Raw genomic sequence first — 11,847 nt, 5'->3', positions numbered from 1 at the left:
CCAGGTTCCAGGACGCCTCCTTCGGGAGGCGTTTCCGTTTCAGGCCCCGTGGATCTTCTCGCCCCGCGCGAGCATGGCCACCAGCTTTTCCACGCGTGCCTGCCGGGTCTCCGGCTTCACCGCTGTCTGCACGCGCCAGCACACCGCGTACCGGTTGGTCTTGTCGAGCGTGTCGAAGAAGGCCTTGGCCTTTCGGTTCTTCGCCAGGGCCTTGGCGAGTTCCGCCGGCACCTCCATCGACTTCGCACCGTCGTAGGCCGCGTCCCAGCGACCATTGGCCCGGGCGGCCTCGACCTCGCGCAGGCCTGCGGGCCGCATGCGACCCGCCGCGAGCACGCTTTCGATCCGGGCGACGTTGATCTTCGACCACGTGCTGCGTGCACGCCGCGGCGTGAAGCGCTGCAGGAAGCACTGCGCGTCGTACCCCTTCTTCTGTCCGTCGATCCAGCCATGGCACAGTGCCACGTCCAGTGCCTCGCTGTAGCTCACCGACGCGACGCCCGAGTCCTTCTTGGCGATCTTCAGCCACACGCCCGTGGATCCCGGATGCTCCTCCAGCCAGCGTTCCCACGCCGCAGCATCCATGAAGTGCTCGATGGGAAGTTCCATCGCAGCCATGATCAGGGCTCCGCAACCTGCAGGCGGTAGGAGGTGCGAGCCGATCGCTCGCCCTGCCACCGGTCGAAGGCGCGCACCTCGACCGCATGCTCGCCCTCGGCCAGGTCGGTGGGCAGCGCGCCACGCCACAGGTGCTGGGACGCCTCCGCTTCGGGCGAGCGGTCGTAGCCACGCAGCGCATCGGCCGTGTCGTCGCGCATGTTCTCCACCAGCAGCCTGGGGTCGGGCTGCTCCACGCGCTTCATCGGTTTCCATTCGCCACCGTCGATGCGGTACTCCACGCGCGTCTCCGCATCGCCCATGTAGACATTGGCGAACACGCCCCACGCCGGATACGCCCCCTTCCGCAGCACGCGCGGCGCGTGCAGGCCGATGCCGCTGCCGTCTGCATCGCGCGCCGGATGCCACGACAGCGCGTAGGCGCCGCCGGCGTCCACGCGCAACCGCGCATAGCCATTCGGCGTGCCATCGGCCATCGTCGTGTCGGGAATGCCCTCGGCATCCTTGATGCCCGACCAGTAGGCGCCGCAGGCCGCGCCGACGTTGTACTCATGCAGCGGCCGCATCCCGTGCCAGCCGGTGGATGCGTCGTGGTACCAGTGGCGCTGGGTGTGGGTGTGCCCGCTGAGCAGCAGCACATGCGGGAAGTCCTCCAGCATGGCGAACAGGCGCTCGCGGTCCTGCGGACGGAAGCCGCGCGCGCCGGGTTCGTAGAACGGGATGTGCACGCCGATCACCAGCAGGCGATCCTTCCGCACCGTGGGCAGGTACGCCTGCAGGAAGGCGAACTGGTCCTCCCGCAGCCCGCCGAAGTACGCAGGCGTACCGCCCGGCTGATAGATCACGTCGTCCAGGCCGATGAAGGTCGCCGCCTCTTCTTCCCACGCGAACGTGTCCGGTCCCAGGTGATGGCGGAACGTGCGCAGCGAATCCTCATCGCCGGCGGCATCGAAATCGAGGTCATGGTTGCCCGGGATGAACAGCCAGGGTACCTGCAGGCTCATCGTCGTGCGCAGGATCTGCGGGTACAGCGACAGGTCGTCGTTGGTGACGTCGCCCAGGGTCAGGCCCAGCACGGCATCGTGCTTCCCAACCAGCGGCTGTACGATGTCGCGCCAGTAGTAGTCCACGTCCTTCACCGAAGACGTCTGGCTGTCGGCGAACAGCAGTACGTCGAGTGCGCCGTCCTTCGCCGCAGCCCTTGGACGCAGCCCGAAGTGCGTGCAATCGGGCTGGCGCTGTGGTATGCCGCCGTACTTCAGCGCAGGCCCGGCGTGGTACTGCAGGTTGCGCCAGCGGGCCGGCAGGCCGTCGGGGCGCACCGCCAGATCGTAGCCGGCCGGCTTGATGATGAAGAGCGTGCGGCCGTCGATGTAATCGAGGCTGTACTCGCCCCGCGCGTCCGTCACCGCAATCTCGATGCCGTTGGACACCTTGATGCCCGGGAGGCCCGGCTCCCCTGCCTCGCGGGTCCCGTTGCCGTTGCGGTCCTCGTACACCTGTCCCCAACTGCACGGCGGCGGCAGCGCATGGGCGGGGACCGTCAGCAACGCCAGGACGAGGACAATCAACGAAGCGCGCATGGCGACTCCAGCCGGAAGGACCGGAGGATTATGGCGCAGGGCCAGTGCACTTGTAGGAGCGCCCTCGGGCGCGATGCTTTGTTTTCAGCAGCAGCGAAGAGCATCGCGCCCGAGGCCGCCCCTACAGTCGGTGGGGATGCGTCATCGGGGGGCGTGCCGCTCCCGCAGCACATCGACGGCATCGGCCAGCGACAAGCCGCGTGCGCGCAACAGCACGGTCAGGTGGTAAAGCAGGTCCGCACTCTCGCCGAGCAGCGCGGTTTCGTCCTGGGCGACGGCGGCCAGGGCGGTTTCCACGCCCTCTTCGCCCACCTTCTGGGCGACGCGGCGCACACCGGCCTCGAACAGCCGCGTGGTGTAGCTGTCCGCCGGCCGTTCGCGCTCGCGCTGCGCAACGAGGGCATCCAGTTCCGACAGGAATGCCGACGGTGCCGACGGGAAGCAACTGGCGCGCTGCAGGTGGCAGGTCGGGCCGTGCGGATGCGCGAGGACGAGCAACGTGTCGTCGTCGCAATCGGCCTCGACCGACACCAGTTCCAGCACGTGGCCGGAGCTCTCTCCCTTGGTCCACAGCCGCTGCTTGCTGCGACTGAAGAAGGTCACGCGCCCGCCGGAGAGTGTGGCCTGCAGCGCTTCGCGGTTCATGTAGCCCAGCATCAGTACCCGCAGCGTCGCGGCGTCCTGCACGATGACGGGCAGCAGGCCGTCCCCCTTGTCCCAGTCGAGACGGGTGGCGTCGAACGCCGGTCGCCGGTTGTCAGTCGCCACGTCTCACCTCGATGCCTTGCTGCGCCAATGCCTGCTTCAGTGCCGGAATGCGGATGTGCCCGCTGTGGAAGACACTGGCTGCCAGCGCGCCATCCACATCCGCCTGCTGGAACACGTCGGTGAAATGCGCCACCTCGCCCGCGCCGCCCGAGGCGACCAGCGGCACTTCGCAGATGGCGCGTACCGCGCGCAGCTGCACCAGGTCGTAACCCCGCCGCACGCCGTCCTGGTCCATGCAGTTCAGCACGATTTCGCCGGCGCCCAGGCGCTGCGCCTGCACGACCCAGTCCAGCGTCCTCAGTCCGGCACCCTGCATCTTCGAGGGGTCGCCGGTATAGCGGCGCACACGCCATTCGCCATCGGCTTCCAGGATGGAATCCACGCCGACCACGACGCACTGTACGCCGAAGGCCTGCGCCAGCTCGCCGATCAGCTCCGGACGCTCCAGCGCGGGCGTGTTGACCGACACCTTGTCGGCCCCGCTGTACAGCACGCGACGGGCGGTCTGAACGTCGCGGATGCCGCCCGCCACGCAGAACGGAATATCCAGCAGTCGCGAAACACGCTCGATCCAGGCGTAGTCCACCGAACGGCCTTCCGGACTGGCGCTGATGTCGTAGAACACCAGTTCGTCGGCCCCTTCGTCGCGGTAGCGCAGCGCAAGGTCGGCGATATCGCCCATGTCGACGTGGTCGCGGAACTTCACGCCCTTGACCACGCGGCCTTCGCGCACGTCCAGGCAGGGAATGATGCGCCGGCTCAGCATGCCAGCGCTTCCGGCAGCGTGAAGCGACCTTCGAGCAGCGCGCGGCCCAGCACGATGCCGGCGCAGCCCGCCTCGCGGGCGCCCTCGACGTCGGCGACGGCGCTGACGCCACCCGACGCCTGCACCGCCAGCGACGGGACGGTGTCGTGGAGGTAGGCGTAGAGCGCCAAGTTGGAGCCGGTCAGCATGCCGTCGCGCGCGATGTCGGTGCACAGCAGGTGGCGCAGGCCGGCGTCGGCGTAGCGCACGGCGAGTTCGTCCAGCGTCTCCGACGCGGTCTCGGTCCAGCCATGCACGGGCAACCGCCAGATGCCGTCGCGGTCACGGCGCGAATCCAGCGCCACGGTAATGCGCTCGCTGCCGAACTCGGCCAGCCACGCCAGCACGGTGTCCGGCTCGCGAACCGCCAGCGACCCGATCACCACACGGTCGGCGCCTGCATCGAGGATACGGGCCACATCGTCGCGCTGGCGCACGCCACCGCCCGTCTGCACCTTCAGCGGCGTGTTCCGCGCGATCTCGCCCAGCAGCGGCGCAAGCGTGTAGCCGCCCGCACGTGCCGCATCCAGGTCGACCAGGTGCAGCCACTGCGCGCCCTGCTCGGCGTAGCGCGACGCGACATCGAGCGGCGCGCCTTCGTAGCGCGTCTCGCGCGCGTAGTCGCCCTGCGCCAGGCGCACCACGCGGCCATCGCGCACGTCGATGGCGGGATATACGATGAAACCGGTCATTGCAGTCCGTACTCGATGAAATTCTTCAGCAAGCGGGCGCCGATGGCCCCCGATCGCTCGGGATGGAACTGCGCGCCGGCCACGTTGCCGCGTTGCACGATCGCGGCGAAATGCTGGCCATGCTCGCTGCTGGAGAGACAGTCGTCGTCGACCGGCGCGGCATAGCTGTGGACGAAGTAGGCATGGTCGCCGTCCTCTATTCCCTCCACCAGCGAGCTGTCGCGTCGCCGCTGCAGCGTATTCCAGCCCATGTGCGGCACACGGATGCCGGGCGAGGCCTGCAGTTTCCGTACGCGTCCCGGCAACAGGCCCAGGCACGTGGTGTCGTCTTCTTCCGAGTGCGCGAACAACAGCTGGACGCCCACGCACACGCCCAGCAAGGGTTTTTCGAGCGTGCGCAGCACATCGACCAGCGCCAGGTCCTCGAGCCGTTTCATGCAGACGGCCGCCGCGCCGACACCCGGCAGGATCACCCGGTCGGCGGCACGGATCGCCGCCGCATCCCCGGTCAGTTCCGCGTCCACGCCGAGGCGTTCCAGGGCATAGCGCACCGATCCGATATTGGAGCCGCCCGCATCCACCAGCACCACCCGCATCACAGCGCGCCCTTGGTGGAAGGCAGGTCGGCGCCTTCGCGCTTGATCGCCTGGCGCAAGGCCCGCGCCAGCGCCTTGAAGCTGGCTTCCACCTTGTGGTGGTCGTTGTCGCCCTCGACCTTCAGATTGAGGTTCAGGCCGGAGGCGTCGCAGAGCGAACGGAAGAAATGCGGTACCAGTTCGGTCGGCAGGTCGCCGACACGCTCGCGCTTGAATTCGCCGCTGAAGACGAAGTACGGCCGCCCGCTGAAATCGAGCGCGGCACTGGCCAGCGTCTCGTCCATCGGCAGCGTGAAGCCGTAACGGCCGATGCCGCGCTTGTCGCCCAGCGCTTCCTTCAGCGCCTGGCCGAGCGCCAGGCCGGTGTCCTCGACGGTGTGATGCTCGTCGATGTGGAGGTCGCCGTCGGCACGCACGTCCAGCGCAAAGCCGCCGTGCTTGCCGATCTGTTCGAGCATGTGGTCGAAGAACGGCAGGCCGGTCCTCGCGACAGGGTCGGCCACGCGGTCGAGGTCCACCTCGACACGGATCTTCGTCTCCTTCGTATTGCGTTGGACCACCGCGCGGCGCGGCGCATCCGCCAGTGCGTGCGCGATGCCGGCCCAGTCCCACTCGCCGCCGAACTGCGCCGTCTTCAGCTGGAAGCCGCGGATCTTCAGGTTGTCGGCGAACTGGATGTCGGTCGGGCGGTCGCCGACCATGCCCGAGCGTGCCCAGTCGATGCTGCGGTCCTGCAGGTAGGGAACCATCAGCCCGATGCCCGGCTTGCGCGTGGGCCTGTTCTCGTGCGGCCAGCTGTCGTCGATCAGCACGTCGCGGAAGCGGATGCCCTGGCTCTCGAACACCTGCATCATCAGCGCCTGCGGGCCGTCGAAGCTGGCGCGCGGATACTGCTCGCTGCCCAGGCCGTCCTGGTTGCTGACGATGACGAATTCATAGCCGGCGTCCCGCAGTTTCAGCAGCGCCGGGATGACGCCGGCCACGAAGCGCACCTTTTCGTACGCATCGATCTGGAAGTCCTCGGGCTCCTCGATCAGGGTGCCGTCGCGGTCGATGAAGAGGATGGGCGTCACGCGGCTTGCTCCCGCGCGTCGAGGGCTGCGATGACGCGGTCGTTCTGGGCCGGCGAACCGATCGTGATGCGCAGGGCGTCGGCCAGTTGCGGCGCGGCGCGCTGGTCGCGCACCACCACGCCCGCGGCCAGCAACGCACGGAAGGCACCTTCGGCATCGTCGAAGCGTGCCAGCAGGTAGTTCCCCTGCGAGGGATAGACGCGACGCACGCCGGGCGTCCTTTCCAGCGCGGCCTGCAGCCTCGAGCGCTCGCTGCGCACGCTCGCGACGCGTTCGCGCGTCTGCGCCAGTGCCGCGTCGGACAAGGCCTCCAGCGCGAGGTCGGCACAGGGCGTCGGCACGGGATACGGCGCCTGGCAGCGCTGCAGCACGGCCACCAGCTCCGCATCGCCGATCACCACCCCGATGCGCGCCGCCGCGAGCGCATGCGCTTTGGACAGCGTGCGCAGGACGGCGATGTTGGCGTGGTCATCCAGCAGCGTCGTCGCGGAAGGGCCATCGGCGAACTCGCCATACGCTTCGTCCACGACCACCAGCGCGCGACCCTCCAGGGTACGCGCCAAGGCGGCGACTTCATCGAGTGGAATGGCGGAGCCGGCCGGATTCGACGGTGAGCACAGGAACACGAGCTTGGCGCCCTGCCCCAGTGCGGCCTCGCGGATGGCATCGAGGTCGGCGGCCAGACCCGCGTCGCTCTCCCGCAACGGCACTTCGATGATGGGCGCACCCTGCAGGCGCGCACAGACGGCGTACATGCCGAATACCGGTGGCGTCACCACGATCGCGTCCTGTCCCGGCACGCACAGGGCGCGCACCAGCAGGTCGATGGCCTCGTCGCTGCCGCGTCCGACCAGCAGGTGTTCCGGCCCGACGCCATACAGCTGCGCCAGCCGCGCGCGCAACGCCGGCGGCTGGGGATCCGGATAGCGGCGGCTGCGGCCCTGCCCGTCCGCCGGGTTCGGCCAGGCGGACTCGTTCGCGTTCAACCATACATCGCCCTGCAACGCTTCGCTGCGCGCGGACTTGTAGCCGGCGAACCCGCGCAGGTCCGGGCGGACCAGGGAAAGGACGGCGCTCATGCGGCCACCTTGCGCAGGCGCAGCGCGACCGCGTTGGCATGCGCGTCCAGCCCTTCGGCGCGCGCGAGCGTCAGTGCGCAATCGCCGATGGCCGCGATGCCGGCACGGCTGGCCGACTGCACGCTGACGAAATTCTGGAAGCTGGCCACGCTGACGCCACTGTAGGCGCGAGCAGCGCCACTGGTGGGCAGCACGTGGTTAGTCCCGCTGCAGTAATCGCCCAGCGCCTCCGGCGTGTAATCGCCGAGGAAGACCGACCCGGCCGCTTCCACCTTGTCCAACCAGGCACGCGGCTCGCGCAGCGCCATGATCAGGTGTTCCGGCGCATAGCGGTTGCTGATGGCGAAGGCCTCCTCCAGCGTCGCCACCTTGACCAGGCGCGACGCCGACAGCGACTGCCGTGCGATGTCGGCACGATCCAGCGCCGCGAGTTGCGCAGCCAGTTCGGCCTGCACGCGTTCGATCAGCCCCTCATCGTCCGACAGCAGCAGCACCTGCGAATCCGGGCCGTGTTCGGCTTGGGACAGCAGGTCGGCCGCCACGAAGGCCGCATCCGCGCCGGCATCGGCGATCACCAGGACCTCCGACGGGCCGGCCGGCATATCGATGGCGGCGGCGCCGGCCTGGGCGACCTGGCGCTTCGCTTCCGTCACGTAGCTGTTGCCGGGACCGAACAACTTGTCGCACGCCGGCACACTGTCCGTGCCGAAGGCCATCGCCGCGATCGCCTGCGCGCCGCCCAGCTTGAAAACGCGGCGCACGCCGGTCAGCCGGGCAGCCACCAGCACCGCCGGATCGGCGCTGCCATCCCTTCGCGGCGGCGTGCACAACACGACCTCGCGACAGCCGGCCAGACGGGAAGGAATTCCCAGCATCAGCGCGGTGGACGGCAACGGCGCGGTGCCGGCGGGCACATACAGGCCCACGCGCGGAATCGGCAGGATCATGCGCTCGCAGACGACGCCCGGCGCCGTTTCCACCGCGTAAGACTGCGCCATGCCGGCACGGTGGAATGCGTCGATGCGGTCCGCCGCCTGCTGCATCGCCTCGCGCAGGTCGGCGGGCACGGCCGCGTGGGCAGCGGCGAATTCTTCTTCGCCGACCTCGAACGCGGCCAGTTCGACGCCATCGAAGCGCGCGGTGACCTCACGCAGCGCGGCATCTCCCCGCGCCCGAACGTCGGCCAGCAGGCCGGCCACGGCATCCTGCGTGCGTTGCGCGACCGTCTGCACGGGGCGCGCCAACAGCGCCGTGCGCGCAGCGGCGTCCAGCACGGTCCAGTCGTATACGGGGGCGGGCGAAGCGCTCATGCCAGCGACCTCTCGACCGACAGCACCATCAGGCCCTGGGCCCCGGCGCGCTGCAGTTCCTCCAGCCGTTGCCAGGTCACCGCACCATGGCACATCGCCTGCAGCGAGACCGGCCCCTCTTCGCCGCCCGGCAGCGTGACCAGGCCTTCGCTGTCGGTGAGCAACCGCGACAGCGCCGGCACGGTGTCGCGCTCGGCGCGGAACATCAGCAGCTTGCTGTCCTTCAACTTCAGCACACCGTCGAGGCGACGCAACAGCATGTCGGCGAGTCCGGCGCGGGCATCGTCGAACTCGCGCGCGGGACCCGCCAGCACGGCTTCACTGTCGAGCAGCGTCTCGACCGGCTTGAGCTGGTTGGCGGCCAGCGTGGCGCCGCTGGAGACGAGATCGCAGATGAGGTCGGCGGTGCCGAGCTTCGGAGCGATCTCGACCGAGCCGGACAGCTCGACCACCGCCGCATCGATGCCCCGCGCCTGCAGCCACTGGCGCAGCACCGACGGATAGCTGGTGGCGATGCGCAGGCCCTGCAGCTGTGCAGGACCGGTCCATTCCCAGCTGTCGGGGACGGCCAGCATCAGCCGGCAGCTGCCGAAGCCCAGCGGGCGCAGTTCGCGGTATGCCTGCGGCAGGCCGATCAGGGCGCGCTCGCCGGCCTGTTCGTCCAGCTCGTTGCGACCGACGATGCCGAAGTCGCAGACACCATCGGCGATCAGGCCGGGGATGTCGTCGTCGCGCACCAGCAACAGGTCGACCGGCAGCGATTCGCCGTAGCAGAACAACTTGTCGCGGCTCTCGCGCCAGCTCAGGCCGCAGGCGGCCAGCAGCGTGCGTGCCGGCTCGGCCAGGCGACCGCTTTTCTGGATGGCGATGCGCAGGCGATCGCGCGTCGCGGGGATCAGGGAAGGACTCATGAGGGAACTCAGTGGGAGGCGGAAGCCGTCGCAGCCTGCTGGCGCTGGACGGCAGTGGCGTAACCGCCGGCGCCGCGCTCCAGCGTGCGGGCGACACGGCCGATGGTGGTCACGCTGACCTGGGTCAGGTCGTGGATTTCGCGGTACGGAACGCCCTTGAGAAGCAGGGGCACGACGCGCCAGCGGTCGGACATGGCCTCGAGTTCGGCGGGCGTGCACAGGTCCTCGAGAAACGCCCGCACCTCGCCAGCCTCCCCCAGCGCGGCCAGCGCCTCGGAAAGCGCCTGCAGCGGGCCGTCGGAGGCATCCGGAAGGTCGTGGGCGGAGCGGCGTTTCATGCGACCGGTTGATCCAATGTATTAATGCGTTAGTACATTAGTCGGATTGTTGCACGGCGTCAACCACACCCGCCCCTGTCTGGATGCCGCCGCCAATTGCGTTGTCACCGACAGGAACGCACGGGACCCTCGATGGACGGGAGCGGACAGGGACGATGAGTACACTGCCAAGGACGCCCGAACGCCGGACGGGGAGCCCCGCCGGCCTGCAGGGCACCCCCGAGGGGACGGGCATGCCGGCATCACGCAGATCGCGCTTCTCGTGCCTGGGGCTGGCGGGATGGCTCCTGCTGCTCCTGCTCTTCCCGCTGATGGCGGCCGCTGCCACCCCGGCGCGCATCGGACCGGACACCCGCTACCTCCCGCTCGCACCGCAGACCACCTACCTGCACGACACCGCCGGCGCCGCCACGCTGGACGACGTGCGCCGCCAGCTCGATGCCGGGCGCTTCGCCGCGCTTCCCGACGGCGATGCCTCCTTCGGCTTCCAGACCGGCGCGTTCTGGTTCCACGTGCGCGTGACCAACGAGAATCCGCGCGAGCAGCGCTGGCTGCTGGTACAGCAGTACGCGCTCAGCGACCGCGTCGATCTGTATGCGCGCTACCCGGACGGACGCACCGTGCATCACGCCGGTGGCGACACGTTCCCGTTCGAACAGCGCAGCATCCGCTATCGCCATCCGAACTTCTGGCTCGACCTGCCGACCGGCGAAGAGGTCGACCTGCTGGTCCGCGTGCAGAGCCAGAGCTCGATGCAGGTGCCCTTGTTCCTGTACACGCCTGCCGCGTTCGCCGAACTCTCGCGCGATGGCCAGCTCGGCATCGGCATCTACTACGGCATCCTGATCGCGCTGTTCTTCTACAACCTGGTGCTGTGGCTGGTGCTGCGCGACGGCAGCTACTTCTGGTACCTGTTCCACATCACCGCGTTCGGCCTGGTGCTGTTCACCCTCAACGGGCTGGGCTTCGAATACTTCTGGCCGCACTCCACGTGGCTGGCGGACAAGGCCGTGCCGCTCTCGGTCTGCCTCGCCCAGATCGGCATGCAGCAGTTCTCGCGTACCTTCCTCGACCTGCCCACGCGATGGCGGTGGGGCGACCGCATCAGCAAGGCGATCATCGCGTTCTTCGTGCTGCTGGGCATCGCCGCCACGCAACTGCCCTACCACGTGGCCACGCCGATCGCATCGGCCGCCGTGTTCCCCAGCATCGTGTGGATCGCGGTGATCACGCTGATGGTGGTGCGCACGGGCTACCGCCCCGCCAAAGTGTTCCTGCTGGCGTGGGCGATGTTCCTGCTGGGCACCGGCATCTTCGTGGCGCTGGCGTTCGGCCTGCTGCCGAAGACCTTCCTGACCGAATACGGCGTCCAGATCGGCTCGGCGCTGGAAATGCTGCTGCTGTCGGTGGCGCTGGGGTACCGCTACGCCGCCCTGCGCAACGAGAACGAACGCATCGTGCGCGACGCGAAGAATTCGCTGGAGGCGCAGGTCATCGCGCGTACCGGCGAACTGCGGCAGGCGATGTCGGAACTCGAGAGCGCGCACCACCGGCTGCGCGAATCCAGTCGCCTCGACGGCCTGACCGACCTCTACAACCGCACCCATTTCCGCGAAGCCTTCGAGCACCTGCTGTCGCAGTCGCGCAACTCGCAACGGCCGATCTCCCTGCTGATGATCGACCTGGACCACTTCAAGCGCATCAACGACACCTACGGCCACCTGGTCGGCGACGACTGCCTGCGCTGCACGTCGAACACGCTGGCCGAGACGCTGCGCCCGCATGGCGCGTTGCTGGCGCGTTTCGGCGGCGAAGAGTTCATCGCCGCCCTGCCCGGCATGGGCCTGGGCGAGGCCAGCGTGGTGGCCGAAGAACTGCGCCAGGCCCTGCGCGCGCAGCCGTGCCGCAGCGGCGAACTAGTCATCGCCGTATCGGCCAGCATCGGCGTGCACTGCGTGGACCTGGAGGCCCGGGACAGCCTGGAGTCGGCACTGCAGGTGGCCGACCAGGCGCTGTACGCCGCCAAGGCAGAAGGGCGGGATTGCGTGCGGACGTTGTAGGGCTCGGGACTTCA

At 68.9% G+C, this 11,847-nt stretch carries 12 protein-coding genes; 1 reads left to right on the top strand and 11 read right to left on the bottom strand.

All coding sequences use genetic code 11. From position 1 onward, the window contains the following. Positions 1-39 precede the first annotated feature (39 nt). The 11 genes from ACSQ19_RS14915 to ACSQ19_RS14865 all read right to left on the bottom strand — a co-directional run bounded on the left by ACSQ19_RS14915 (position 40) and on the right by ACSQ19_RS14865 (position 9,773). Positions 40-618 (bottom strand): YdeI/OmpD-associated family protein, encoded by a 579-nt coding sequence (locus ACSQ19_RS14915; protein WP_435998024.1) that lies wholly within the window; start codon positions 616-618, stop codon positions 40-42. Positions 619-620: 2 nt separating this feature from the next. After that, positions 621-2,201, bottom strand: a complete 1,581-nt coding sequence (locus tag ACSQ19_RS14910; protein WP_435998022.1) for a calcineurin-like phosphoesterase C-terminal domain-containing protein — start codon at positions 2,199-2,201, stop codon at positions 621-623. A 141-nt stretch (positions 2,202-2,342) separates the two neighbouring features. Then, complete coding sequence (gene hisIE / locus ACSQ19_RS14905; RefSeq protein ID WP_187572311.1) at positions 2,343-2,969, bottom strand: bifunctional phosphoribosyl-AMP cyclohydrolase/phosphoribosyl-ATP diphosphatase HisIE; 627 nt, start codon at positions 2,967-2,969, stop codon at positions 2,343-2,345. Then, positions 2,959-3,735: an imidazole glycerol phosphate synthase subunit HisF gene (gene hisF, locus ACSQ19_RS14900; protein WP_435998019.1), complete on the bottom strand. Its 777-nt coding sequence runs from the start codon at positions 3,733-3,735 to the stop codon at positions 2,959-2,961. The genes hisIE and hisF overlap by 11 nt, the downstream gene beginning before the upstream one ends. After that, positions 3,729-4,466 carry a 1-(5-phosphoribosyl)-5-[(5-phosphoribosylamino)methylideneamino]imidazole-4-carboxamide isomerase gene (gene hisA, locus ACSQ19_RS14895; RefSeq protein ID WP_296278351.1) on the bottom strand — a complete coding sequence of 246 codons (738 nt, stop codon included), beginning with the start codon at positions 4,464-4,466 and terminating at the stop codon, positions 3,729-3,731. Before hisA ends, hisF begins: the two co-directional genes overlap by 7 nt. After that, positions 4,463-5,062: an imidazole glycerol phosphate synthase subunit HisH gene (gene hisH, locus ACSQ19_RS14890; protein WP_435998017.1), complete on the bottom strand. Its 600-nt coding sequence runs from the start codon at positions 5,060-5,062 to the stop codon at positions 4,463-4,465. Before hisH ends, hisA begins: the two co-directional genes overlap by 4 nt. After that, positions 5,062-6,135 (bottom strand): bifunctional histidinol-phosphatase/imidazoleglycerol-phosphate dehydratase HisB, encoded by a 1,074-nt coding sequence (gene hisB, locus ACSQ19_RS14885; protein WP_435998015.1) that lies wholly within the window; start codon positions 6,133-6,135, stop codon positions 5,062-5,064. Before hisB ends, hisH begins: the two co-directional genes overlap by 1 nt. Further along, positions 6,132-7,214 (bottom strand): histidinol-phosphate transaminase, encoded by a 1,083-nt coding sequence (gene hisC, locus ACSQ19_RS14880; RefSeq protein ID WP_435998013.1) that lies wholly within the window; start codon positions 7,212-7,214, stop codon positions 6,132-6,134. The genes hisB and hisC overlap by 4 nt, the downstream gene beginning before the upstream one ends. Continuing rightward, positions 7,211-8,524, bottom strand: a complete 1,314-nt coding sequence (gene hisD, locus ACSQ19_RS14875; protein ID WP_435998011.1) for a histidinol dehydrogenase — start codon at positions 8,522-8,524, stop codon at positions 7,211-7,213. The genes hisC and hisD overlap by 4 nt, the downstream gene beginning before the upstream one ends. After that, on the bottom strand, positions 8,521-9,435 hold the full coding sequence (gene hisG, locus ACSQ19_RS14870) for an ATP phosphoribosyltransferase (protein WP_296280246.1): 915 nt from the start codon (positions 9,433-9,435) through the stop codon (positions 8,521-8,523). Before hisG ends, hisD begins: the two co-directional genes overlap by 4 nt. Before the next feature lie 8 nt (positions 9,436-9,443). Next, positions 9,444-9,773: a YerC/YecD family TrpR-related protein gene (locus tag ACSQ19_RS14865; RefSeq protein WP_299342093.1), complete on the bottom strand. Its 330-nt coding sequence runs from the start codon at positions 9,771-9,773 to the stop codon at positions 9,444-9,446. Between the two features lie 233 nt (positions 9,774-10,006). Here ACSQ19_RS14865 and ACSQ19_RS14860 point away from each other — a divergent pair, with 233 nt between their 5' ends. After that, positions 10,007-11,833, top strand: a complete 1,827-nt coding sequence (locus ACSQ19_RS14860) for a sensor domain-containing diguanylate cyclase (protein ID WP_435998008.1) — start codon at positions 10,007-10,009, stop codon at positions 11,831-11,833. Positions 11,834-11,847 lie beyond the last annotated feature (14 nt).

Origin of the sequence: Pseudoxanthomonas sp. LjRoot127, from assembly GCF_964253495.1 — a bacterium.
GTDB lineage: Bacteria > Pseudomonadota > Gammaproteobacteria > Xanthomonadales > Xanthomonadaceae > Pseudoxanthomonas_A.
Note: the sequence above shows the minus strand (reverse complement) of the source record. Positions and strands in the feature narration are given on the sequence as shown.